Here is a 22,990-nt window from a genome sequence, read left to right as displayed (position 1 = left end):
AGCATTTTTTTGGCCGCTGCCTGCGCCCTTTATATAGTCCGCGCGCGCGATTGCCGGTGGAACCTCTCAGATCGCGCTCAGCACAAGGAAACCAAGGGTTTTTGGACGAGCACGACGAGAGAGCACCTACTTGCATTCGTTTACAAACGGTCGTTTATTAGTGATACATAAAATTGCAAACGGCCAGATTTCATGCCCCTGATAGGCTATGCCCGCGTTTCCACAGAGGATCAGACCCCCCTGCCCCAGTCTGAGGCGCTGCAATCGGCGGGCTGTGCCGAGATCTTTGAAGAGCACGCCTCAGGCGGCAATCGCGCGCGGCCCGTGCTTGCACGTGTGCTGGAGCGGATTGGCAAGGGCGACACGCTGGTCGTCGTGCGGATCGACCGGCTTGCGCGGTCTTTGTCGCACTTGCTTGAGGTGATCGAAAGACTGGAGGGCAAGGGGGCGTTCTTCCGCTCGCTGCAGGACCCCATCGACACCGCCTCGCCCCAGGGCAAGTTCACGTTGCAGGTTCTGGGCGCTGCGGCTGAGTTTGAACGCGCTCTGATCCGCGAGCGTACCAAAGCCGGACTTGCCTCGGCACGCTCAAAGGGCCGCGTCGGCGGCAACCCAGGTCTTCGCGCCAAGGACCCTGAAGCGCTGCGCAAGGTGCGGTTGGCACGACAGGACGGCTACATGGAGCGCTTGAACGAAACTGCGCAGGATTGGGTGCCCCATGTGCGCCGTTTGCGCCCCGATATGGCTTGGGAAGACGTCCTGCGGATCATCAATGGCCCCCTGCCCCATGATCGGCGCTGGACGCAAAGCCGCCTGCTCCGCGCCGTGAAGGCATACGTGGCGGACGGATTCCTGCCTGCTGAAGTGCTTGGACGCGCTGGACGTCGCGAAACCGACGATCGCCTGCCTGCGATTGTCGCCGCAATCAAAGGTGCTGACCCGGAGATCACCTTGCAGGCAATCTGCGACCGACTGGAATCCATGCGTGAGCGCACCCCTCGCGGTCGCACCAGCTGGCAGCCTTCCTCAGTCAGAATGCTGCTGGAGCGTGCTGAAAAGCTGGGGCTCCTCTGAGGATCACACTTGTGTTGACCTAACCGATTGCCACTAAATCTAGAAAGTGCTTGCACGAATCTGGTTGGTCGGGCAATAGTCTCGAAAAATAACGCGCGGTCACATAAAAAACGCGCCCACGGATCGGGGCAGACATGAGCGAAGTAGAGCAGGATCTAGACATCGCCATCGGGCACTACGCGGAACTTCTCGCGTCGAACCTGCATGCTCAGCGCGCCGCACACTTCCCTCCGGATGCAAAGAAGGTGATGCGCACTTTGACCAGCGGCGAAGCTGCTGAACTCCTTGGCGTCGATCATACCTATCTTCGTAAGCTTCATCGAGAAGGAAAGATCGTTGACGTCGAGACGACAGCTGGAAGTCATCGCCGCTATACGCTCGATGATATCTGGGAAATCCGTCAAACGCTTGAAGGAAATGCAAAGAAGTCTGGAACTTACGTGCCTGGACGTCGCGACGGTGACGAGCTTCAAGTCGTTTCAGTGGTGAACTTCAAGGGCGGAAGTGGCAAAACGACGACGTCTGCTCACCTCGCTCAACGCTTGGCGCTTAAGGGGTACAGGGTTCTTGCGATCGATCTCGACCCCCAAGCATCTCTTTCGGCTCTTCACGGAATCCAGCCAGAACTCGACCTTATGGAGGGCGGAACCCTCTATGATGCCGTTCGCTATGACGATCCGGTTCCGATCGCCGAAGTGATCCGCAAGACCTACATCCGCGGCCTTGATCTTATCCCGGGCAACCTTGAACTCATGGAGTTCGAGCACGAGACGCCTGCTGCTATCCAGCGAGGCGGAGCGAAAGCGTTCTTCGCGAGAGTTCATGACGCACTCGATAGTGTTGAAGCGAACTACGACGTTGTTGTGATCGACTGCCCGCCGCAGCTTGGTTTCTTGACGATGTCAGCACTTTCCGCGTCCTCGGGTGTCCTCGTGACGGTTCACCCGCAGATGCTTGACCTCATGTCGATGTCCCAATTCCTGCGAATGACCGCGGATCTCCTGGGAGTGATCAGGGATGCAGGCGCAAATCTGCGCTTCGATTGGCTGCGCTTTTTGCCAACGCGATACAAAGTCGGCGACGCGCCACAAACCGAAGTCATCGCTTTCATTCGCGGACTGTTCGGGAGGTCGGTCCTGACCAATCACATGGTTGAATCGACCGCAATTTCTGATGCCGGCTTGACCAAGCAAACGCTCTACGAAGCTGACAAGAAGGACTTCACGCGTCAGACGTTTGATCGTGCGATCGAATCCATGAACGCAGTGAACGATGAGATCGCTGAAATCATCCAGAACACATGGGGGCGGAATGGCAAGAAAGCCTAAACTTGGCCTGCCGCTGCAGACCCTTCGCAACGCTCCTGACGCTCTTGAAGGGCGCCGACTGCGTGGCGGTGTATTTGAGATCGATCCGGCGCAGATTATTACCGAAGGACGATTGGATGACAGGCTTCAGATTGAAGTTGAGGGCCTGAAGAATTCAATCTCCAAGTACGGTCAGCGTGTGCCTGTCTTGGTCCGCCCACTGGAAGGCGATCGCTACAACCTGATCTATGGCCGCAGACGCCTGGAAGCATGTCGCGAACTCGGTATCAAAGTTCGAGCCATCGTCACGGAAGTTGATGGTGATCAAGCGCTTCGAGATCAGCTTCTCGAGAACCAAGAGCGTCGTGATCTGAGCTTTATTGAACGGGCGCTTGTTGCGACGGCGCTTCTGGACGGTGACCATTTGGAAGGGGCTGAGCGCACCAATCGAGGTGTCGCCGAAGTCCTTAACCTCCACGAAGCTGGGGTTTCACAACTCTTGAGTGTCGTTCGGACGGTCGGCGAGGAACTCATCCAGGCAATTGGTGCGGCTCCCGGGATTGGTCGCCCGAGATGGGAAGAGCTCAAAAAGGCTTTGGGTGCCTACGACGGTGATCGAGACCAACTGCAAGCCGTAGCTCATGCAGCCAAGTCCGAAAGTTCCGGCTCGGTCGATGAGGTTTCTGAGCGTGCGTTTCTCGCAGTTCTGGCAGCTGCGAAGAGCCCAGAGAAGAAAGCAAACCCGTCTAGAAAGGGCGTGCCTGCTTTGGCGATACCCGGTGTCGGAGCTGCGACGGTTAAGACCGGCCGCCAAGGCAAGCAGCTTAAACTCGATCTGACTACGGATGAACCTGATTTTATCAGCTGGTTGGAGGGCAATGCCCCAAAGCTGATTACCGAGCTTCATGAGCGCTGGAAGCGTTCAGGAGACTGAGGAAGAGCAACCAACAAGAAGGAGGCACGATACAGGCAAAAAGAAAAAGGCCCCGAGAAGCTAGCTTCACGAGACCTTTGTAAGGTTTCGCACCGGGATCAGCCCGCTACAAAATCTCAGTTTTCGCACCTCTGAATGTAGCGTTCTGGCCCCTACCCCGCAAGCGCAAAGCGATTCGCGGGCCGCAGAAATTTTGCCTTCGTGAACGTTTTCATGGAGTACACACCGATTTCGCCGTTTATGCGGCCGATCTCGCACGCCCATCTGCGCGTGATCGAGCGACCCGAGGCATCTGTTCCGGGCAGACCCGTCAACAAGTGGGAACTCCTGCGCGAGCTCTCCAAGGCGCAAGCGGCCTTTGGCGTGTCAGAACGTGATCTAACTGTTTTGCAGGGGCTCCTCAGCTTCTTTCCAGACGATGCACTTGGCGGGAACGCCGAGATGGTAGTCTTCCCCTCGAACAAGGCGATCTGTGAGCGCCTGAATGGTATGCCCTGCTCCACTATGCGTCGTCACCTCGCGCGTCTTGTCGAGGCTGGTTTGCTCCAGCGGCGTGATAGCCCCAATGGAAAGCGCTATGTCCGCAAGCACGGCGAAGAGCGCGCCGCCTTTGGCTTCGATCTTTCCCCGCTCTACTGCCAGTCCGAGGAGATAGCACGGGCCGCAGAGGCCGTACGTGAGGTTGAGGAGCGCGTCAGGCGTCTGAGAGAGGTTGTAAGCCTCATGCGGCGTGATCTCGCGGCCCTCGCGGAGTTCGGAGACGAGATGCAGCCAGGCCTAGGCATCTGGGACCAGCTTCGTGACAAGGCTATCCTCACAGCGCGCGCGCTTCGCCGTAAGCTTTCAATAGAGGACCTCGCGGCCTATCGAGCCGATCTTGAAGCTCTCCTCGATCAGGCACGCGACATCATTGATGGCTCTGAAACAGAAGAAATGAACACCAATGATGCTCGATCTGAGCGTCACCATCATAATTCAAATAAAGAATCTATAGATCTTGAACCTGCTTTAGAAAAAAGCGGGGCGGCGGCCAGCGTGCCAGATGTGGACAGGGATGAGCCCGTGGCTGACGTCGATGAACAGGACACAAGACACCTACCAAAGATCCCGCTGCACCTGGTGATCGCGGCATGTCCCTCGCTCAAGACCTTCTACCAAGGCGAAATCCGGCATTGGCACCAGCTTTTCGATGCGGCATGCCATGTGCGACCAGCCATGGGGATCAGCGCATCTGCATGGGAAGAAGCGCAGCGGTTCATGGGTCCGGAGCAAGCGTCGATCGTCGTTTCTGCCATGCTGGAACGCTTTGAGGACATCAGATCGCCTGGTGGATACTTGCGAGCTCTGACTGCCAAAGCTGTGGCCGGTGAGTTTTCCTGTGGGCCGATGGTCATGGCATTGATCGGACGACGATCTGCAGCTTAACAGCTGTTAAGGTTGAGAGACTGCGTAATGTTCCGCCACCTCGGGACTGACGACTTAACAGCTGTTAAGGTCCTGGCTCGGGAGTGTCAAAACAGGAGAGGGAAAGGTTTGTTGGTTGGAGGGGTGACGGGAAGTGAGATCGGAAGAGTGGCTTCCGGCGCCCGTCGTGGAGAAGATCTGATGGCGAAATCTGCCCAGAAAGTCACCCTGTCCCCGTCCCGGGACATTCCCTTCGACAAGCTCGTGCTGAGCCAGTCCAACGTCCGGCGCATCAAGGCCGGCGTCTCGGTCGAGGAACTGGCCGAAGACATCGCCCGCCGCGGGTTGCTGCAGAGCCTGAGCGTCCGGCCCGTTCTGGCCGAGGATGGTTCCGAGACCGGCAAGTTCGAAATCCCCGCTGGCGGTCGGCGCTTCCAAGCGCTGTCACTCCTGGTGAAGCAGAAACGCTTGGCCAAGACGACGCCCATTCCCTGCATTGTTCGGGATGCCAAGTCCACGATCCTCGCCGAAGACGACTCGCTCGCTGAGAACATGCAGCGCGCGGCCCTGCATCCGCTCGATCAGTTCCGCGCCTTCGTGGCGCTGCGAGAGAAGGGTCAGGGCGATGAAGAGATCGCTGCCGCCTTCTTCGTCACGCCACAAGTGGTCAAACAGCGCCTGAAACTCGCCGCCGTGGCCCCTGCCCTGCTCGAGCTCTATGCCGAGGACGAAATGACGCTGGAGCAGCTGATGGCCTTCACGGTCAATCCGGATCATGAGCGCCAGGTTCAGGTCTGGGATGCGATCAAGTCGTCCTGGAACAAGGAGCCTTATCAGATCAGACGCATGCTGACCGAAACCTCGGTGCGGGCCTCCGATCGTCGTGCCGTCTTTGTCGGCGTCGATGCCTATGAGGCTGCTGGCGGCACCATGTTGCATGACCTCTTCCAGGGCGATGACGGCGGCTGGCTGGAAGACCCTGCGCTGCTCGATCGTCTGGTCAGCGAGAAGCTTCAGGCTGAAGCCGAAGCCATCGCGGTCGAAGGGTGGAAATGGATCGAGGTCTCGCTCGACCTGCCCTATGGCTACAGCCACGGCTTGCGGCGGCTCAACGGCGACCCGGCGCCGATGACGGATGACGAAGGCGCCGCCCATGCCAAGCTGCTTGCCGAATACCGAGCGCTCGAAGAGGAATACGAGGGCCAGGATGAATTCCCCGAAGAGATCGACGCGCGACTTGGCGCGTTGGAAGTCGCGATGGAGAAGCTCGAGGCCCGGCCGCTGATCTTCGACGATGAGGAGATCGCACGGGCAGGGGCTTTCGTGACGCTTGACCGCTATGGCGAGCTTGCCGTTTATCGGGGCTTCGTGCGGCCCGAGGATGAGCCTCGGGAAGATGCCGACGTCCACAGCGGTGAACATGCGGCAAACGGGCAGGGCGTTGAGCTTTCAGCGGGGAGCAATGTGGATGGTATCGGCCATGGCACGGTGATCACCTCAGCCGGTCAGGCGCTTGGTGCCAACGTGCCCGACGACGAGGACGATGGTGCGTTGAAGCCCTTGCCTGAGCGGCTGATCATGGAGTTGACGGCGCACCGGACATTGGCACTGCGGGAAGCTGTCGGGCGCTCACCTGACGTCGCGTTGACACTGCTGCTCCTGAAGCTCGTCAATGACACCTTCCGGACGTCCAGTTCGGCCGGCAGCTGCCTCGAGGCCTCGGTGCGTCACGTCTATATGTCGGCGCAGGCGAGCGATCTGAAGGACAGCGTGGTAGCCAAGCTGGTTGACGATCGTCATGCGGAGTGGGAGGCCGACCTGCCGCTCGGCGACGATGCCGCTCTCTGGGATTACCTGGCTTCCCTCGATCAAGGGAGCCGGCTTTCGCTGCTCGCGCATTGCCTCAGCTTCGGGATCAACGCGCTCCATGAGAAGGTGAACCCTTATGGTGCCGGTATTTCCGCCGGCGGTTTGACCAAGCGGATGACCCAGTCCGACTTGGTCGCACAGGCGGTCGAACTCGACATGGTCGAGGCGGGTTGGCAGCCGACGGCCGATACCTACCTGAACCGCGTGCCCAAGGCCCGGATCCTCGAGGCCGTGCGTGAGGCGAAAGGGGAGGGGACGGCGCAACTCCTCGATCACTTGAAGAAGGGCGAGATGGCGAGTGAAGCCGAGCGTCTGCTGAAAGGCAGCGGCTGGTTGCCGGAGGTTCTGCGCCGTCACGATCTGGAAGCACTCGATGGCGCGGAAGGGCAGGGGGCGCCTGAGCTCGTTTCCGACGCCGAGCAAGCCGAAGATGTCGGCCTTCCCGCCTTCCTCACCGCTGACCTGCCGAGCAATGAGGCATCGATGATGGCTGCGGAGTGATCTGCGCCATCCGAGGGCGGGGAAACCCGTCCTCAATCACATAAAATACAACAATATCAATATGATGGATGCAAAATGACGCATTCAGGATGAGGAATCATGTCTGCAACCACAATTCTCGACACTGCGCCCCTGGGGGCGCTCATTCGCTATACCGACAGCAGTCCCAAGCCGCCCGCTCGGTTCACAAAGAAGCTCGCGGCCTGGGAGCGCTCGAACGGCGTCGGCCGTCTCGTCAAGAAGGAGCCGCCGCGACCCTATCCGCCGCCGCCCACATGCGATCTATCTTGTGGTCGAATCCGAGATGATCCGCCCGCTTGCCCCGCTGATCCGCCTCTTCTTTTCGGACCTGATTGCCTCGCTGCAAGCACAGGAACCCGACGATGACGAGCCCTGGCCGGTGATGATCATGCTCGACGAGTTTGACCGGCTCGGGAAAATGCCAATCGTTGCCGAGAGCATCAAGACGCTGCGTTCCTTCGGCGGCAACCTCGCCATCGTCACGCAGACCATCCCCGCGCTGGACGAGATCTATGGTGAAAACACCCGCAGGTCGCTGCAGGGCGGCGCCGGGGTAAAGCTCTACCTCACTCCGTCCGAGCAGAAGACCATCGAGGAATTGAGCCAGGCTGTCGGCAAGACTACCAAGCGTGTGGTGACCCGCTCCCGTGCTGTTGGACGCAATCCATTCGAAGGGCGCAGCGTCTCGGAGAGGACAGAAGATACCCCGCTCCTGACCGAGGATGAGGCCCGACGCATGGACCTCGACGAGGTCATCCTCGTGATCGACGCGCAGATGCCGATCCGGGCAAGAAGGGTGAAGTATTTCGAGGACCCGGTGTTGCAGGTTCTGCATGCGGGCCAGTCGGGCAGTTTTCCGTATCCGGACGAGGACGGTCTGCGGAGGGATCGGCAGATGTCCGAGACGCGGGAGACGGTGGAGAGGCTGAAGCAGGAGTTGCAGGAGGTAAGGGCGGCGAATGTCGCGCGGGAAGTTGTGCCGATAGCGCAGACCGCGTCGAAGGCTGACCCTGGCAGTTCAGCGAAGGCGCGCGGTCGCGCGGCCCGCACAGCTGCGAGGGGCGGTGGCCAAGGTCAACTGGCGCTGAATATTGAGGGATTGGGGATCACGAGCGCCGACCGGACGGCGCTGGCTTCGGCAGTTCAGACTACGAGAGCAATCATTGCGCAACATGCATGAGCGAGGGGAGATCTCGTAAGGTCTTTCTACCCCGGCGTCTTCCTAGTTGCATACGATATGCACAGGGAAGCGGGGCAAGCACATTGGATGTCTGGATTTTTGTTCCGATCCTCCAGAAGTATGCCGATATCCAGGCTCTCGGGTTCATCTGATGTGAGGCCGCTGGCGGGGACGTGACTGGAATCCAACGTTCCCCACTTCCGCAAGTCAGCCAGAATGTTCCCTCAAAATAGTCAAGCAGTTGCAGTAATTATACTATTCAGTCGCACTGGTTCTCGGCAGGTAGCCGCTTCAATTCCCGATCGTCCTCGGCGCGAACAGGATGATCGCGGCGCCGATCAGGCAAACGGTTCCGCCTGCGAGATCCCAGACATCCGGCCGGCGTCCCTCGGCGACCCAAAGCCAGGCGAGCGACGCAAGGATGTAGACCCCGCCATAGGCAGCATAGGCGCGCCCTGCGAATTCAGCCGGCGCCAGCGTCAGGAGCCAGGCGAACGCGGCCAGGCTGACCAACCCCGGCAATAGCCAGAGCGCACCGGCGCCCTGTCGCATCCAGGACCAGAACGCAAAGCAACCGGCGATTTCGGCCAGGGCAGCCCCGCCGTAGATTGCGAGCGTCGCCGGAAGGTTCATGGCGTTTCCTCGGTCTCGGGATGCCGATGGTCCGTGGCGCAAAGCGAATGATCCCCCAACACCTCGATGACCCGGCAGTCGGCGACCTTGCCGCCCGCGCATTGCACCACCATGCGTTCAAGCTCGGCCTTGAGGGCCGTCAGCCGCGCGAGGCGGCTTTCGACTTCGACAAGCTGCGCCCTCGCAATGGCATCTGCGGCTGCGCAGGATTGATCGGGGTTGTCCGAGAGGCTGAGAAGGTCGCGGATCGCCTCAAGCGTGAACCCAAGGTCGCGCGCGTGCCGGATGAAGGCAAGCCTGTCGAGTGCCTTCGCGCCATAGAGCCGCTGATTGCCGGCGCTGCGCTCGGCTTCCGGCAAAAGGCCGATCTGCTCGTAGTAGCGGATCGTGGGCACCTTGACCCCCGCCTTTGCCCCGAGCTTTCCGATCGTCAGCATCAGATTCCCCTTGAAGCTATAGTTGCTAGAGACATTAGATTTCTGATTCGATAAGTGCAATGGTGCGGACAGAGGATTGAGATGACGAACCTTGACAGAGAAGCCAGCTGCGACTGGACGGTTTCGGGCATGGACTGCGGGTCCTGTGCCAACAAGATCCGGGATGCGGTGGGTCGGCTGCCCGGCGTCAGCAATGTCGAGGTCGGTCTGATGACCGAGCGGTTGCGCATGACGCTGGATGAAGCACAGACCGGACGCGACAAGGTCGAAAGCGTCGTGAAGTCGCTTGGCTATGGAATCGCGCCGCGCGGCGCCGATGCGAAAAGGGAATTTGTCCTGCCCGGCGCAAGCGCACCCGACCACGCGGACCACGATCATGCGGGCCACAACCATGCTTCCGATCACTCTGGCGGGTCTGGCGACATCGGACACGGTAGCCCCGGCCACGTTCACGATGACCCGGCGGACCGGGGGAAACACTGGTATCAGACCGGCAAAGGCAAGCTGGTGATCTTCACGGCCGTGCTGCTCGGGCTGGCCTGGATCGCGGAACTTCTGGCCCCGGCAGTCGGGTCGTGGCCCTTTGTCGCCGCCTGTCTGATCGGTGTGGCACCGGTTGCGCGCCGCGCCTTCGCCGCGCTGCGTCTGGGTCAGCCCTTCACCATCGAAAGCCTAATGACGGTCGCGGCCATTGGCGCGCTGTTCATCGGTGCTGCCGAGGAAGCGGCGCTGGTCGTGTTCCTCTTCGCTGTGGGCGAGGTCCTGGAGGGCGTTGCAGCCGGCAAGGCCCGCGACGGGATCCGGGCGCTGGCAAACCTCGTCCCCAAGACCGCTCTTCTGGTGACCGGAGACACCACGCGGGAAGTGCCCGCAGCGAGCCTGAACGTGGGACAGACCGTTCTGGTCCGCCCCGGCGACCGCGTGCCGGCGGACGGCGAGATCGCCGAGGGCACGTCGGGGGTCGACGACAGCCCCGTCACCGGCGAGAGCGTCCCGGTGACAAAGGGGCCCGGCGACGCGGTCTTTGCCGGGTCGATCAACACCGAGGCGGCCCTGCGCGTGATGGTGACGAAAGCGGCCGAGGACAACACCATTTCCCGCATCATCCGGCTCGTCGAAGAGGCCGAGGAGGCGCGCGCGCCGACCGAACGGTTCATCGACCGGTTCAGCCGCTGGTACATGCCTGCCATCGTCGCCGTCGCCGCCCTGGTGGTGCTGGTGCCGCCGCTGGCCTTCGGCCAGCCCTGGGACACCTGGGTATATCGCGGTCTGGCGCTGCTGCTGATCGGCTGCCCCTGCGCGCTGGTGATCTCGGTTCCGGCTTCGATCGCCTCGGCCTTGTCGACCGGTGCGCGGCGCGGGCTTCTGATGAAGGGCGGCGCGGTGATCGAGGCGGCGGCATCGGTCAAGCGCATCGCCTTCGACAAGACCGGGACACTGACCCACGGTCGCCCGGTGGTGACGGACGTCGTTCCGTTCGGCACGACGACCGAGGCCGAGCTTCTCGCCGTGGCCGCGGGTGTCGAGACCGGGTCGAGCCACCCGCTCGCGGTCGCGATCCTGAACAAGGCGAAGGACGCGGGAATTCCCACGCTGCCATCAAGGGACGCCCGTGCCCTGATGGGCAAGGGCGTGACGGCCGAGGTCGACGGCGCTCCCGCCTGGGTCGCCTCGCCGCGCCATGCCAGCGAGAATGGCGGACTCGATGGGGCCGGCATTCGGATGGCGACCAGGTTCGAGGATGAGGGCAAGACTGCCGTGGCGGTGTTCCGGGATAAGTTGCCGCTCGGTCTGATTGCCATGCGCGACGAGCCACGCGCCGATGCGGCGGAAGCCGTGGCGCAGCTGAAACGGCTCGGCGTCGCCCCGGTGATCCTGACGGGTGACAACCCGCGGACAGCGGCGGCCATCGCCGGCGGGCTCGGCATGGAATTCCAGGCCGACATGATGCCCGAGGACAAGCTCAGGGCCATTCGCGAGATGAGTGCCGACGGTGGCGTGATGATGATCGGCGACGGGATCAACGATGCCCCGGCCCTGAAGCAGGCAAGCGTTGGCGTCGCGATGGGGTCGGGCACCGACGTGGCGCTGGAGACGGCCGATGCGGCGATCCTGCGCGACCGGGTCACGGACATTCCGGCCCAGATCCGTCTGGCGCGTGGCGCGATGGCGAACATCCGCCAGAATGTCACCATCGCGCTCGGGCTGAAGGCCGTGTTCCTCGTCACCTCGGTGATCGGCGTCACCGGCCTCTGGATCGCGATCCTGGCCGATACCGGGGCAACAGTTCTGGTGACGCTGAATGCCCTGCGGCTCCTGCGGTTCAACCCCGAACGCGAGGGGTAACGCCTATGACTGAGCTTCCCGGATATCTTGAATGGGTGCCCTTCGCCGCCGGGATGTGGCTGCTCTTGCGTGCGGTCCTCGCGCTCGCGGGCAAGACCGCCCGGTTCTGGCCACCCGAGCAGCGAACCGGTCGGGCCTACGGTCAGTTCATCTGGCCGTTCAGAGTCCTGTTCTGGGGCCTGCTCGGCCTATCGGCCGTTTCGGTGTCACGGGCCGCGCCAGATGTCGCGACGGCAGGCTTCTGGATCGGCGCCATCCTTCTGGTGGCGGGCTTCGGCACGGCAGTGCTCGCGACGCTCCAACTCGGCTGGACCATGGCCTTCGGCGAGCATGGGCCACTGCGCCGGGACGGTTGGTTCCGCTTCAGCCGAAATCCCATCTACGTCGCGACCTGGGCAGGGCAGATCGGCTGGGCCTTGGTGTTTCCGACCCCGCCGATCCTCGCCGCACTGGCTGTGTGGGCTGGCTTCTATGTCGCCGCGATCTTTCTCGAGGAGCGCGACCTGCTGAGATCACATGGTGCGGAATTCGAGACTTACAAAGCCCGAACGGCCCGGTTTCTGGGCATTTCGCACCACATCGAACAGACGGAATGCTGACATGATCAATTGGTTCGGTTGGGCCGCGCTCGGGCTTCTTCTTGCCTATCTCGCCTGCTTTTTCTGGGGCACCGCGCGTAGCTCACAAGCTGCGGGACGATCGGTCTGGCTGTTTGGGACGGCACGCGGAAGGGACCGCTTGGCCGCGGTCGGATTTCGCGCGGCCTTTGCGCTCTCTTTTCTCGGCCCAATCGTGTGGTTGGCCTTTCCAGGCCTTCACAAGCTTGACCCGCTCTGGACCGAGGGAGGCTTCCCGTTGATCGGACTTGCAGGGGTCGGCCTTGCCTGTGGCGGAACGCTGCTTGCGTTTGTCGCTCAGGTATCGATGGGTGCGTCCTGGCGGGTTGGTGTCCAGACGGGCGCAACCGGAGATCTGGTTTCGAGCGGACTTTTCCGCTTCAGCCGCAACCCGACATTCGTCGGGCAGGCTGCCCTGCTGGCCGGCGTCGCGCTCGCAATACCTTCGGTCCCTACAATCCTTGCGGCACTTCTGTTCCTTTGGTCGGCCACCAATCAGATCCGCAGCGAGGAAGCTGCCCTGCGCCAATCTCTTGGCCAGGAGTATGAGCGCTACGCCGCTTCCGTCCCGCGCTGGATAGGTCTTCGCCGTATGGGTGCCAAATGAACATGCGATGGGTTATGGCGCTGATCGGCTTGGCCGCGTTGACCGATCAACTGGCAAAGTCCGCAGCGCTGTCCTTGCCTTCGCATGGCGAGGTGGTGCCAGTTCTGCCCGGCTTCAAACTGACGCTCCCTCTCCAGGCCGCTCAAACTTGCGTGATCTTCCTGGCGAGGGGTTGCAGCTATAGCCGCTAGAGGACCTAGCAAATGCAAAAAGAAGAGTGCCAAAGACGATGCAATTGAGAAACCTGCAGAAAATACTCTGGGCCGCCGCCGCTTTTGCCACGCTGGCATTCGGGGCCTGGCAATTCTCTCAGGATCGCGGTCCATCTGTCGGTGAACAAGCGCCGTTTCGTCCGACCTTTGCTCTGCCGGACGCAGAAGGGCAGCTTCGGACGCAAGCGGATTTTGAAGGCAAGCACCTGCTGGTCTTCTTCGGCTTTACCAATTGTCCCGACGTCTGTCCGACGACGCTGGCCGAGGTGGCGCAGGTCATGGACGACCTCGGCGACCAGGCCGCCAATGTGCAACCCTTGTTCATCTCGGTCGATCCCGTGCGGGATCGGGCCCTCGGCCTTGCGGAGTTCACCGGCGCCTTCCACCCGGCCATTCTGGGATTGGCCGGTGACGACGCACAAACGCGGGCGGCTGCGGACAGTTTCTACATCCACTACGAGCGTCAGGATGACACGACCGCCCCGGACGGGTATTCGATGTCGCACAGCCCCGCGCTTTATCTGGTCGGACCCGACGGTGACTGGCTGCGCCAGTTCAGCTACGGCACTCCCGCCGCAGAAATCCTTGCAGACCTGAGATCGAGATTGTGACCGCGATGAAGACCCATATCCTATCCGCCCTCATTCTGATGGCATCCACTCCGGCATTTGCCTGCGAAAGCACGTCGATCGGCGCTCTCAGCGTGTTTAACCCTTGGTCGCGCGCGACCATCGGCGCGGGCCGTCCGGCGGTCTTCTATGTCGCCATTACCAACGGCGGTGCGTCCGATGACGCCCTTCTGGCCATTTCGACCCCGGCGGCCAGCATGCCGATGCTGCATGAAACCACCGTGACGGACGGTGTCGCCTCGATGCCGCATGCGATGTCGATCCCGCTGCCGGCAGGTCAGACCGTGCAGCTTGCGCCGGGCGGCTATCATGGGATGCTGATGGGCCTGACTGCGGCGCTGAAGGAGGGCGAGACTTTCCCGATCACCCTGACATTCGAGGTCGCAGGCGACGTTACGGTGAATGTCGAAGTGCTGTCCCTGCGCGCGGAGGGACCGGATTGCGGCACCGACGGGCAGTGATACTTGGCCTTGGCGGCGTGACCGGCGCACTTGCCTTCACCCTCGGCCTCGGCTGGTGGCGAAGCGGCGGCGCCGTGTCGTCGTCGGCTGGCCTTCTGCCCGTGCCGATTTCCGAAATGGAATTCGATCTGATCAGCCATCGCGGCGAGCGGATGCGGCCAGCCGACTGGATTGGCAGGCCAACGATGGTCTTCTTCGGCTTCACGTGGTGTCCAGACGTCTGTCCGACCACTTTGAGCGACATTTCAGGATGGCTGGACGATCTCGGCCCCGATGCCGACCGGCTGAACGTATCGCTCATAACCGTCGATCCCGAGCGTGACTCGCCCGAAGTTCTGGCCGACTACCTCTCGCATTTCGACCCACGCATCGTTGGTCTGACCGGAACTTTATCCGAGATCGAACGGGCAGCATCGGGGTTTCGTGCGCGGTTCGAAAAGGTGCAGCGCGATGGCGACTACACCATGGATCACACGGCGGGTGTCTTTGTTTTTCGCGCGGATGGCAGCTTCGCGAGCATCATCGATTATCACGAAGATCGCCGTTTCGCGTTGCCGAAAATACGCAGGGCGATGCAGTGACGCCCCCGCAGAGACAACGGCCAACAATCAAGTAATGGAGAAACCGCATGACCCCGAAGTTTAGAATGTCACGTAGAACCCTGATCGCCTCCGGCCTGGCCACTGTCACACTAGGAGCCACGCCGGGCTGGGCCCAGACAAGCGCAATTCATGTCGTCAAGGGAACCGGGTGCGAATGCTGCAACGCCTGGATCGCTTATCTGCGCGACGAAGGGTTCAGCGTGACCGACGAGGAACGCTACGGCACCCTCCTGATGACTTACAAATCCGAGGTCGGGGTGCCGCAGAGCATGATTTCCTGCCATACCGGCATGATCGACGGCTATGTCCTCGAAGGTCACGTGCCCGCCGCCGATATCCGACGCCTCTTGACCGAACGGCCGGACGCCATCGGACTGGCTGTGCCGGGCATGCCCTACGGCTCTCCCGGCATGGGGCGGGAAGACGAACGCGAAGCCTATGAAGTCGTGCTGATTGCTCGTGACGGTTCCGGAACGGTCTTCAGCCGCTATGAGGAATTGGGGTGAACACATCCCGCATCCATCAGTAGTGCAAGGCCAGCGCCTCGTCCTGCAGTCAGCAGGCCCCGGCACGATACTGGCCGAGGCCTCGGCCTATTCGCGGCAGTACCACTGCGATGCGGTGGCACGCGAGACAAGCACCGTCGCGATGATGTCGAAAGCGCAGTTTCTGGCGATGCTTGCGCAGGAGCCCTCTCTGGCGGTGGCTTGAGCAACAGCCCTTGCGTGCGGGGTGCAGGCGGCAAGGCTGAAGGCAGAAATCAGGACCCTGCCGCGCCTGCAGGACCGGCTGGACGCCTGGTTCGACGCCGGACACAAGCTGCCCCCAAAAGGGCAATGGCAGGAGGTTGCAGACGAACTCGGGGTGACGCGCGAGGCCTTCTACCGGGAATTGGCGCGTCGTCGGCGCGCGCACAAGTCCTTTACCGAGCCGCCTGCCTGAAGGCCAACGCGGTCGCCTGGATTTGCATGGTGGGTCAGTCCTCTCCCGCCGAGATCTGCGCCTGATAGGCGCGCTCGCGCTCTGGCCACTGCGTCTTGAGCCAGGAAAGCACCGCTCGCAGGTCTTCCTCGGAGTAGGTATCACCGAAGCCGGGCATGTTGCTTTCATAATTTCCGCCGACCACCGCCGCCGTTCCGCGTGTCATGATGTCGAGCAGAATCCTGTCGGAATGGTGCCAGGTGTGACCGGTCTCGTTATGTGGCGGCGCCGGCAATCGGCCATCCGGTCTCGGCGAGCGCCAGTCGGGTTGGCCTTCCAGATTGGCACCGTGGCAGGAAGCGCAGGCTTCGGCGTAGACGGCGGCACCGCGCGCGAGTTGCGCCGACGTTGCTGCGCTTGACTTTTCATTTGCTTGCCAGACCAGGCCTGCCGCCGCGAGTGTTGCGACGGCAGCGACGATCGTCGCGACACGCCCCCCCCTCATGCGGACTGAACGCCGAGTTCCGTCATCATGCCGGTCGCCATGTGCGCCATGTGGTGGCAATGCAGCATCCAGGGCGCGACCTCGCCGGCGTCGAAGGCGATGGTGACCGACCCCATGGCGGGAACGTGCACCGTGTCCCGCATTGCGCCAGCGAAGCGTTGGCCATTCACGCCGACAACCTGGAAGACATGCCCGTGCAGGTGCATAGGATGGGCCATCATCGACATGTTGTGGAACATCATCTCGACCCGCTCACCGCTTTTCACGGCAATCGGTGTATGGTTACCCCAGGTCTGGCCGTTGATCGTCCAGACATAGGGCATCATCGCCCCGGCGAGCATCACCATGTGCGAGCGGTCAGGGGCACGCTCGGGCAAGGGATTGGCCGCCCGCAGCGCCAGCTCCTGCGTCAGGTCGCCCGAAAAGGCCGGGTGCTCGGCATCCGACAGCAAGGCAAGGCGCGGGACAGCGGCACCCGCGGGCGCGAGGACGATCCCGGACCGCTCGCGCGCGCCCTCGCGAAGGGCGAGGATCGGGCGCGCCATGCCATCGGCGGGGAGCGTCAGTTCGATATCGAGCCGTTGCGCCATCGCGATGCCGAAGCGACGCCCGGTCAGCGGCTGCACCGGGTGGCCATCGACAGCGACGAGGCGGCCCTCGATCTCGCCCGTGTCGATCCAGTAGACGGTCATCGAGGACGCGTTCACGACGCGCAACAGAACGCGGCCGCCATTCTCGACCTGCACCACCTCGGGGTCGCCCAGCGTGCGGTCGTTGGCGACATAGGCATCGAACTCGAAGTCGTTCAGGTCCATGGACATCCCGGCCATCCCCGGCATGCCGCGCATCTGGCCCATCATGCCGGCCATGTTCTCGCCCATGCCCGGCATGGCCCCCATCGCCCCGTGGTTCATGCCCCCCATGTTGCCCATCCCTGACATCGCGCCCATCCCCGACATGGCCTGGCTGCCCTGTTGCACCGCGCCATGATCCATCGCCATGCCCCGGCTGATGGTGTCGAGCACCTCCTCACCCGGACGGAAAGAGAGGTCGTGCAGGAACATCACCACCTCTTGCCGGTCGGCGGTCATGTCCTCGGCGCTGCGCACGATCAGAGGCGCGGCAAGCAGGTCGACCTCTTGCGCCGGGACATGCGCATGCATCCAGTAGGTGCCGGGATGCGGGTCGTAGTCGAAGGATCGGCTGGCACCGGCCGCCAGCATCGGATTGGTGTTCGAGACACCGTCTTGCGCGTTGGGTGGTATCTGCCCGTGCCAGTGGACGATGGTCTCGGCGTCCAGATCGTTGGTCAGGTCCACGCGGAATCGCTGGCCGGGGTCGAGGACCAGCCCGGAGCGCCCCTGTGCATCAAGCAGGCCAAGCACGTTGGTGGCGCGGCCGCCAATGTCGAGAGTGCGGCGCGTGGCGCGCAGGGTCAGGACATCGCTCGCTGCGCGGGCGGTCGCAGGGATCAACCCGGAGGTGACAGCGAGGCCGGTTGCGGCTGCGGTGCCAGCCAGAAATTTGCGACGGGTTAGGGACATCTTTGGGTTTCCGGAAGAGGGTTGAGTTTGTGTCAGGATTTCAGAGTTTGAGCCGCCGCAGCCGGAGGGCATTGGCGATGACAGAGACGGAGGACATCGACATCGCCGCCGCCGCGATCATCGGCGAAAGGACGAGGCCGAAAACGGGATAGAGAACACCGGCCGCAATCGGGACGCCGGCGGCGTTGTAAATGAAGGCGAAGAACAGGTTCTGCTTGATGTTGCGCAGCGTGCCCTTCGCAAGCTTGCGGGCGCGCACGATGCCGGTCAGGTCCCCGCCAAGAAGCGTCAGACCCGCGCTTTCCACCGCCACATCGGCGCCCGTTCCCATGGCGATACCGACATCGGCAGCCGCCAGCGCCGGGGCGTCGTTCACGCCGTCGCCCGCCATGGCGACCTTTGCGCCCTTCGCGCGCAGGTTATCGATCAGCTCCTTCTTGCCCTCGGGCAGCACCCCGGCGCGCACTTCGTCGATGCCGAGCCTTGCGGCCACGGCTTGCGCCGTGCGCTGGTTGTCGCCCGTTGCCATGATGACTTTCAGCCCTTGCGCGTGCAGATCGCGGATCGCTGCGGCGGTGGTCTCCTTGATCGGGTCGGCGACGGCCACGATCCCGGCAAGTGTCCCGTTCACCGCGACAAACATGGCTGTCTTGCCATCGGCGCGCAGCGCATCGGCCTGCGCCTCGGCGGTATCGACCGAAATTCCAGCCATCTGCATCAAGGCCGCATTGCCAAGCGCGACGGTCTTTCCGCTGACCTTGCCCGTGACCCCCTTGCCGGTGACCGCCTGGAACTCGCTGACGGCCTCCGGCTTCACACCGCGTGAGGTCGCGCCCTCGACAATGGCCTCGGCCAGCGGATGCTCGGAACCACGTTCGAGCGAGGCCGCGAAGCGCAGGACGTTGGCCTCCGTCAGGTCCCCGAACACCTCGACATCGGTCAGTTTCGGCTTGCCTTCGGTTAGCGTGCCGGTCTTGTCGACGATCAGCGTATCGACCCGGGCCATGTGTTCCAGCGCCTCGGCATCCTTGACCAGCACGCCCGCCTGCGCCCCGCGCCCTGCCGCGGTGGTGATCGAGATCGGTGTGGCAAGCCCCAGCGCGCAGGGGCAGGCGATGATCAGCACCGAAACCGCCGCCGCGATGGCGAAGACGAAGGCCGGGTTCGGACCGAAGAACAACCAGGCGAGGAAGGCCAGCACGGCAACACCGACCACCGTCGGCACGAAGATTGCCGAGACCCTGTCCGCCAGCCCCTGAATCGGCGCGCGCGACCGGCGGGCGCCGGCAACCATGTCGACGATCTGGCTCAGCACGGTATCCGATCCGACGGCGGTGGCGCGGATCGCCAGCGTGCCGTTCTTGTTGATCGTGCCGCCTGTCACCCTGTCACCGGTCACCTTTTCGACCGGCACCGGCTCGCCCGTGATCATGCTCTCGTCGATCGCGCTATGCCCTTCGACCACCTCGGCATCGACCGGGACCGAGTCTCCCGGCCGCACACGCAGCAGATCGCCAGCTACCACGTTTTCCAGAGGCGCATCGTATTCCGACCCGTCCGGCAGGATCCGCCGCGCGGTCTTGGGCGCCAGATCCATCAGCGCCCGGATCGCGTCACCGGTCCGTTCGCGGGCACGCAGTTCGAGTACCTGCCCGACGAAGATCAAGGCGACGATGACCACCGATGCCTCGTAATAGGTGCCGACCACGCCGCCCATCCGGTACTGCTCGGGGAACACCCCCGGCAGGAAGGTCGCGAACAAGGAATAGAGATAGGCCGACCCCACGCCGAGCGAGATCAGCGTCCACATGTTGGGCGAGCGGTTGCGGAAGGAGTCGAGACCGCGCTGAAAGAACGGCAGCGCCGCCCAGAGAACGATGGGCGTCGCCAGCACGAATTCCAGCCAGACAGACGCCCGGTGCCCGATCCAGTCGCGCACCGGCAGCCCGACCAGCCCGCCCATGGTCAAGATCACCAGAGGCACGGCTGCTGCTGCGCTGATCCACAGGCGACGGGTGAAGTCGGTCAGCTCATGGCTCGGTTCGTCCGAGGGCACCATCGGCTCCAGAGCCATGCCGCAGATCGGGCATGAGCCGGGCGCGTCGCGGACAATCTCGGGGTGCATCGGGCAGGTCCATTGCGTGCCCTGTGGCGCACGCTTGCCGACTTTCGCAGCATTGCCAGACGCGTAGAACCAGGGATCGGCCTCGAACTTTGTCACGCATTTGTCCGAACAGAAATAGAAGGTTTCACCACCATGGTCACGGCTGCGGGCCTCTGGCCGGATGGTAACTGACATACCACAGACCGGATCCTTTGCTTTCGGACCCGCTGCGCTCTCGCCGTGCTGATGTCCGTCGTGATCATGGCCCGCGTGGTCGTGATGCTTGTGCGAATGCTCTGCCATGGCGCGCTCCTTGCCTCTGTTGACAAAGCAGATAGTGCTTCCAGTAACTGGAGGGTCAAGGGGCGATGAGGGCTTGACCCTCCAGTTACTGGAAGCACTATCTATTTCATGGATGTGTCGGCCCGCCCGACATGAAAGGAGTGCAAGATGAAACAGATTTTCCGCAACCCGTTGCTCGGGACGGCCGTGATCCCGGCCGCCATCGCCATTATGGCACCGAAAATCGCCTTGGCCGACCCGTCTGACGGCCAATTCTACGGCCACTATGGCATGATGGATGGCGGCGCCTGGTTCTTTGGGCCGATCATGATGGTGATCTTCTTCGCCCTACTGATCGGCGCGGTCGTGCTGATCGCACGGCTGCTTGGTGGCGGTCAATTTAATGTGAGCGGCCAACCTCAGTCCGGCAACGACCGGGCTCTGACAATCCTGCGCGAGCGCTTCGCCAAGGGCGAAATGACCGCCGAGGAATTCGCCGCCGCCAAGAAGACGCTTGAAGACTGACAGAGGAGAAGCCGACATGAACATCGGGGATGTAGCCGAGGCCAGTGGCCTTCCGGTGAAGACGATCAGGTATTACGAGGATATCGCGCTGGTTCGCCCCGCGCGCGGCGCAAACGGCTACCGTGCGTTCACCGAGACCGATGCACACAAGCTCAAGTTCCTGAGCCGCGCGCGGTCGCTCGGCTTCACCATCGAGGAATGCCGCACGCTCCTGTCGCTCTGGTCCGACCAAGCTCGCAGCAGTGCCGATGTGAAACAGATTGCCGAGCAGCATCTGGACCGGATCGCCGCCAAGATCGCCGAACTTCAGGCGATGCAGGCGACCCTCAAACATCTCGTCGGCCGTTGCCACGGCGATACCCGCCCCAACTGCCCGATCCTCGACGATCTGGCAGGACAGAACGGGGGGTGAAACATGAAGGCCCGGACAATCGCCCTCGGGGCGGCAGCCATTGCCGTAATTGCGGGTGGCGTGTGGCTGCTGGCGCCGAGGGCGCAAGAACCTCTGGCCGTGACTGCACAGGCCACCGAGGTCGTGCCAAGCCTGACCGCCGAGGAAACGGCGGGACAGGACCTCTTCAACGCCAATTGCGCGGCCTGTCACGGGCAGAACGGGACCGGCAGCGACAAGGGGCCGCCATTTCTGAACCGCATCTACGAGCCGAACCATCACGGCGACATCGCCTTCGTCATTGCCGCCCGCGAGGGGGTACGTGCCCATCACTGGCAATTCGGTAACATGCCGCCGATCCAGGGTGTCACTGATCAGGATGTGCTGAAGATCGTCGCCTATATCCGCGCCCTGCAGCGTGCCAACGGCATCCAATAAGCTATTTGCTGCCGCTCGCGAGCGGCGACCCAAGAAGAAAGTCCGAGCATGCCCCGAATGACACGCCGCCAGTTCAACCTGGCCCTTGGCGCAACCGCCGTCACTGCATCGGCATTGCCCGCAGTTGGGCGCTCCGAGACGCCCGACGCCCTGATCGCCCAACCGGGTCTCGCGCGGTTGGCCCCCGCCGACTATCCGGAAACCCGGATCTGGGGCTATGGCGGCACCGCGCCCGGCCCGGTGATCCGTGTGCCTCAGGGCGGACGGCTGGTCCGTCGGTTTGTGAACGACCTGCCGCAGCCCGCGACCGTGCACTGGCATGGTATCCGTCTGGCAAATGCGATGGATGGCGTGGAGGGGCTGACACAGGCTCCCGTCGAACCCGGCGCCGATTTTCTCTACGATTTCACCGCTCCCGACGCCGGAACCTACTGGTACCACCCGCATAGGCGTAGCTGGGAGCAGCTCGCGCGGGGCCTGTCCGGTGTGCTGATCGTCGACGAAGCGGAAGGAGCGCCGGAGGTTGATCGCGACGAGCCGCTGCTGATCTCGGACTGGCGGCTCACGCAGGACGCTCAGATCGCCGAGGGCTTCGACGATCTGCATGACCGCGCCCATGGTGGCCGTATCGGCAATTGGATCACGGTGAACGGCATGCCGGACTATCGCGGCACCGCGCACCGCAACGAGCGGCTGCGGCTGCGCGTCGTGAATGCGTCCAGTTCGCGCATCATGGTGCTGGAAGCGAGCGGCCTTGAAGGCTGGGTGGTCGCGCTCGACGGGATGCCTCTCGAGGCGGTCGAGCCATTGGGGCGGATTATCCTCGCCCCGGCCCAGCGGGCGGACCTGATCGTGGATGTAATCGCCGATCAGGGCGAAGACGCCTATCTGGCGATGCTCGATCGCGACGGCGGCTACCAGATCGCAGCTTGGTCGGTCGACGGAAGCGCACGCTCAGAGCGCTTGCCCGCGCCCGAAGCGCTCCCGGCCAACCCCGTCGCCGCACTCGGGCCGCTGGATGCCGCGCGCACCGCTGATCTTCGCATGGAGGGCGGCGCCATGGGCAGCCTGAGTGGCGCGATCATGAACGGGCAGATGACGTCAATGCGCGACATGGCCGCCGCCGGACGCGTTTGGGCCTTCAATGGAATGGCGCAGATGTCCGAAACGCCCCTGATCGAGGTGGCTCGCGGTGAGACCGTCCGGCTGGCCATCGCCAACGATACCTCCTGGCCACATGCCATGCACCTGCACGGACATCATTTCCGGCAGGTCTTGGCGGAGGGCACGATCGGCCCTCTGCGCGACACGCTTCTCATGGATCGCGGCGCGACGGCCGAAATTGCCTTCGTTGCGGACAACCCCGGTGACTGGCTGCTGCACTGCCACATGCTGGAACATGCGGCGGGCGGAATGATGACGTGGCTGCGAATAACGTAGCAGGCG

22 protein-coding genes and 1 pseudogene are annotated in these 22,990 nt (G+C 62.8%); 18 read left to right on the top strand and 5 right to left on the bottom strand.

Features of this window, described 5'->3' with window-relative positions:
- Nucleotides 1-192 precede the first annotated feature (192 nt).
- The 6 genes and pseudogenes from AC2ISB_RS18570 to AC2ISB_RS18545 all read left to right on the top strand — a co-directional run.
- On the top strand, nt 193-1,074 hold the full coding sequence (locus AC2ISB_RS18570) for a recombinase family protein (RefSeq protein ID WP_071974352.1): 882 nt from the start codon (nt 193-195) through the stop codon (nt 1,072-1,074).
- 134 nt (nt 1,075-1,208) lie between these two features.
- Nucleotides 1,209-2,402, top strand: coding sequence for a plasmid partitioning protein RepA (gene repA, locus AC2ISB_RS18565; protein WP_043754416.1), 1,194 nt, complete (start codon nt 1,209-1,211; stop codon nt 2,400-2,402).
- Nucleotides 2,386-3,315, top strand: coding sequence for a plasmid partitioning protein RepB (repB, locus tag AC2ISB_RS18560; protein WP_486577365.1), 930 nt, complete (start codon nt 2,386-2,388; stop codon nt 3,313-3,315). The genes repA and repB overlap by 17 nt, the downstream gene beginning before the upstream one ends.
- Nucleotides 3,316-3,528: 213 nt before the next feature.
- Nucleotides 3,529-4,740, top strand: a complete 1,212-nt coding sequence (gene repC, locus AC2ISB_RS18555) for a plasmid replication protein RepC (protein WP_486577364.1) — start codon at nt 3,529-3,531, stop codon at nt 4,738-4,740.
- A gap of 180 nt (nt 4,741-4,920) precedes the next feature.
- The gene (locus AC2ISB_RS18550) at nt 4,921-7,089 is read left to right on the top strand and encodes a ParB/RepB/Spo0J family partition protein (RefSeq protein WP_486577363.1); all 2,169 of its coding nucleotides are present in this window, start codon (nt 4,921-4,923) and stop codon (nt 7,087-7,089) included.
- Nucleotides 7,090-7,330: 241 nt separating this feature from the next.
- Nucleotides 7,331-8,290: pseudogene (locus tag AC2ISB_RS18545) on the top strand (type IV secretory system conjugative DNA transfer family protein); the annotation flags it as partial.
- Nucleotides 8,291-8,581: 291 nt separating this feature from the next.
- On the opposite strand, the gene AC2ISB_RS18540 reads toward AC2ISB_RS18545, so the two are convergent.
- Together AC2ISB_RS18540 and AC2ISB_RS18535 are read right to left on the bottom strand one after the other, a co-directional pair.
- The gene (locus tag AC2ISB_RS18540) at nt 8,582-8,923 is read right to left on the bottom strand and encodes a YnfA family protein (RefSeq protein WP_486577362.1); all 342 of its coding nucleotides are present in this window, start codon (nt 8,921-8,923) and stop codon (nt 8,582-8,584) included.
- Nucleotides 8,920-9,360 carry a MerR family transcriptional regulator gene (locus tag AC2ISB_RS18535; RefSeq protein WP_486577429.1) on the bottom strand — a complete coding sequence of 147 codons (441 nt, stop codon included), beginning with the start codon at nt 9,358-9,360 and terminating at the stop codon, nt 8,920-8,922. Before AC2ISB_RS18535 ends, AC2ISB_RS18540 begins: the two co-directional genes overlap by 4 nt.
- An 81-nt stretch (nt 9,361-9,441) precedes the next feature.
- Between AC2ISB_RS18535 and AC2ISB_RS18530 the strand changes: the two genes are divergently transcribed.
- The 8 genes from AC2ISB_RS18530 (at nt 9,442) to AC2ISB_RS18495 (ending at nt 15,545) form a co-directional block, all read left to right on the top strand.
- Complete coding sequence (locus tag AC2ISB_RS18530) at nt 9,442-11,706, top strand: heavy metal translocating P-type ATPase (RefSeq protein WP_486577428.1); 2,265 nt, start codon at nt 9,442-9,444, stop codon at nt 11,704-11,706.
- 5 nt (nt 11,707-11,711) lie between these two features.
- Nucleotides 11,712-12,305 carry a methyltransferase family protein gene (locus AC2ISB_RS18525; protein WP_486577426.1) on the top strand — a complete coding sequence of 198 codons (594 nt, stop codon included), beginning with the start codon at nt 11,712-11,714 and terminating at the stop codon, nt 12,303-12,305.
- 1 nt (nt 12,306) lies between these two features.
- Entirely contained in the window at nt 12,307-12,930 is a 624-nt protein-coding gene (locus AC2ISB_RS18520) for a methyltransferase family protein (RefSeq protein ID WP_486577425.1), read from the top strand.
- Between the two features lie 229 nt (nt 12,931-13,159).
- Complete coding sequence (locus AC2ISB_RS18515; protein ID WP_486577424.1) at nt 13,160-13,753, top strand: SCO family protein; 594 nt, start codon at nt 13,160-13,162, stop codon at nt 13,751-13,753.
- Nucleotides 13,754-13,758: 5 nt separating this feature from the next.
- Nucleotides 13,759-14,232 (top strand): copper chaperone PCu(A)C, encoded by a 474-nt coding sequence (locus AC2ISB_RS18510; protein ID WP_486577423.1) that lies wholly within the window; start codon nt 13,759-13,761, stop codon nt 14,230-14,232.
- Nucleotides 14,211-14,813, top strand: coding sequence for an SCO family protein (locus AC2ISB_RS18505; RefSeq protein ID WP_486577422.1), 603 nt, complete (start codon nt 14,211-14,213; stop codon nt 14,811-14,813). The genes AC2ISB_RS18510 and AC2ISB_RS18505 overlap by 22 nt, the downstream gene beginning before the upstream one ends.
- 47 nt (nt 14,814-14,860) lie before the next feature.
- Entirely contained in the window at nt 14,861-15,340 is a 480-nt protein-coding gene (locus AC2ISB_RS18500; RefSeq protein ID WP_486577421.1) for a DUF411 domain-containing protein, read from the top strand.
- Complete coding sequence (locus AC2ISB_RS18495) at nt 15,324-15,545, top strand: cyclic nucleotide-binding domain-containing protein (protein ID WP_486577419.1); 222 nt, start codon at nt 15,324-15,326, stop codon at nt 15,543-15,545. Before AC2ISB_RS18500 ends, AC2ISB_RS18495 begins: the two co-directional genes overlap by 17 nt.
- Nucleotides 15,546-15,810: 265 nt before the next feature.
- On the opposite strand, the gene AC2ISB_RS18490 is transcribed toward AC2ISB_RS18495, so the two are convergent.
- From AC2ISB_RS18490 to AC2ISB_RS18480, 3 genes are read right to left on the bottom strand one after another with little or no spacing between them, the layout of a single operon-like run.
- Nucleotides 15,811-16,260, bottom strand: a complete 450-nt coding sequence (locus AC2ISB_RS18490) for a c-type cytochrome (protein WP_486577418.1) — start codon at nt 16,258-16,260, stop codon at nt 15,811-15,813.
- On the bottom strand, nt 16,257-17,804 hold the full coding sequence (locus tag AC2ISB_RS18485; protein WP_486577417.1) for a multicopper oxidase family protein: 1,548 nt from the start codon (nt 17,802-17,804) through the stop codon (nt 16,257-16,259). Before AC2ISB_RS18485 ends, AC2ISB_RS18490 begins: the two co-directional genes overlap by 4 nt.
- Nucleotides 17,805-17,844: 40 nt before the next feature.
- Nucleotides 17,845-20,211: a heavy metal translocating P-type ATPase gene (locus AC2ISB_RS18480; RefSeq protein WP_486577416.1), complete on the bottom strand. Its 2,367-nt coding sequence runs from the start codon at nt 20,209-20,211 to the stop codon at nt 17,845-17,847.
- A 147-nt stretch (nt 20,212-20,358) separates the two neighbouring features.
- Here AC2ISB_RS18480 and AC2ISB_RS18475 point away from each other — a divergent pair, with 147 nt between their 5' ends.
- From AC2ISB_RS18475 to AC2ISB_RS18460, 4 genes are read left to right on the top strand one after another with little or no spacing between them, the layout of a single operon-like run.
- Nucleotides 20,359-20,715 carry an SHOCT domain-containing protein gene (locus tag AC2ISB_RS18475; RefSeq protein ID WP_486577415.1) on the top strand — a complete coding sequence of 119 codons (357 nt, stop codon included), beginning with the start codon at nt 20,359-20,361 and terminating at the stop codon, nt 20,713-20,715.
- A gap of 16 nt (nt 20,716-20,731) precedes the next feature.
- Complete coding sequence (cueR, locus tag AC2ISB_RS18470; RefSeq protein ID WP_374292985.1) at nt 20,732-21,127, top strand: Cu(I)-responsive transcriptional regulator; 396 nt, start codon at nt 20,732-20,734, stop codon at nt 21,125-21,127.
- 3 nt (nt 21,128-21,130) lie between these two features.
- Nucleotides 21,131-21,544, top strand: a complete 414-nt coding sequence (locus AC2ISB_RS18465) for a c-type cytochrome (RefSeq protein ID WP_486577414.1) — start codon at nt 21,131-21,133, stop codon at nt 21,542-21,544.
- Between the two features lie 48 nt (nt 21,545-21,592).
- Nucleotides 21,593-22,984 carry a multicopper oxidase family protein gene (locus tag AC2ISB_RS18460; protein ID WP_486577413.1) on the top strand — a complete coding sequence of 464 codons (1,392 nt, stop codon included), beginning with the start codon at nt 21,593-21,595 and terminating at the stop codon, nt 22,982-22,984.
- Nucleotides 22,985-22,990: the final 6 nt, after the last annotated feature.

This window comes from Thioclava sp. NS-SX20, from assembly GCF_057380695.1.
Note: the sequence above shows the minus strand (reverse complement) of the source record. Positions and strands in the feature narration are given on the sequence as shown.

Excerpts from the sequence above, each read along its gene's own strand:
- cueR (WP_374292985.1), top strand. The coding sequence starts at position 20,732 with ATGAACATCGGGGATGTAGCCGAGGCCAGTGGCCTTCCGGTGAAGACG.
- AC2ISB_RS18480 (WP_486577416.1), bottom strand. The coding sequence starts at position 20,211 with ATGGCAGAGCATTCGCACAAGCATCACGACCACGCGGGCCATGATCAC.
- repC (WP_486577364.1), top strand. The coding sequence starts at position 3,529 with ATGGAGTACACACCGATTTCGCCGTTTATGCGGCCGATCTCGCACGCC.
- AC2ISB_RS18535 (WP_486577429.1), bottom strand. The coding sequence starts at position 9,360 with ATGCTGACGATCGGAAAGCTCGGGGCAAAGGCGGGGGTCAAGGTGCCC.
- AC2ISB_RS18490 (WP_486577418.1), bottom strand. The coding sequence starts at position 16,260 with ATGAGGGGGGGGCGTGTCGCGACGATCGTCGCTGCCGTCGCAACACTC.
- AC2ISB_RS18530 (WP_486577428.1), top strand. The coding sequence starts at position 9,442 with ATGACGAACCTTGACAGAGAAGCCAGCTGCGACTGGACGGTTTCGGGC.
- AC2ISB_RS18475 (WP_486577415.1), top strand. The coding sequence starts at position 20,359 with ATGAAACAGATTTTCCGCAACCCGTTGCTCGGGACGGCCGTGATCCCG.
- repB (WP_486577365.1), top strand. The coding sequence starts at position 2,386 with ATGGCAAGAAAGCCTAAACTTGGCCTGCCGCTGCAGACCCTTCGCAAC.
- AC2ISB_RS18485 (WP_486577417.1), bottom strand. The coding sequence starts at position 17,804 with ATGTCCCTAACCCGTCGCAAATTTCTGGCTGGCACCGCAGCCGCAACC.
- AC2ISB_RS18495 (WP_486577419.1), top strand. The coding sequence starts at position 15,324 with ATGAGGAATTGGGGTGAACACATCCCGCATCCATCAGTAGTGCAAGGC.
- AC2ISB_RS18510 (WP_486577423.1), top strand. The coding sequence starts at position 13,759 with ATGAAGACCCATATCCTATCCGCCCTCATTCTGATGGCATCCACTCCG.
- repA (WP_043754416.1), top strand. The coding sequence starts at position 1,209 with ATGAGCGAAGTAGAGCAGGATCTAGACATCGCCATCGGGCACTACGCG.
- AC2ISB_RS18500 (WP_486577421.1), top strand. The coding sequence starts at position 14,861 with ATGACCCCGAAGTTTAGAATGTCACGTAGAACCCTGATCGCCTCCGGC.
- AC2ISB_RS18570 (WP_071974352.1), top strand. The coding sequence starts at position 193 with ATGCCCCTGATAGGCTATGCCCGCGTTTCCACAGAGGATCAGACCCCC.
- AC2ISB_RS18515 (WP_486577424.1), top strand. The coding sequence starts at position 13,160 with ATGCAATTGAGAAACCTGCAGAAAATACTCTGGGCCGCCGCCGCTTTT.
- AC2ISB_RS18520 (WP_486577425.1), top strand. The coding sequence starts at position 12,307 with ATGATCAATTGGTTCGGTTGGGCCGCGCTCGGGCTTCTTCTTGCCTAT.
- AC2ISB_RS18465 (WP_486577414.1), top strand. The coding sequence starts at position 21,131 with ATGAAGGCCCGGACAATCGCCCTCGGGGCGGCAGCCATTGCCGTAATT.
- AC2ISB_RS18525 (WP_486577426.1), top strand. The coding sequence starts at position 11,712 with ATGACTGAGCTTCCCGGATATCTTGAATGGGTGCCCTTCGCCGCCGGG.
- AC2ISB_RS18540 (WP_486577362.1), bottom strand. The coding sequence starts at position 8,923 with ATGAACCTTCCGGCGACGCTCGCAATCTACGGCGGGGCTGCCCTGGCC.
- AC2ISB_RS18550 (WP_486577363.1), top strand. The coding sequence starts at position 4,921 with ATGGCGAAATCTGCCCAGAAAGTCACCCTGTCCCCGTCCCGGGACATT.
- AC2ISB_RS18460 (WP_486577413.1), top strand. The coding sequence starts at position 21,593 with ATGCCCCGAATGACACGCCGCCAGTTCAACCTGGCCCTTGGCGCAACC.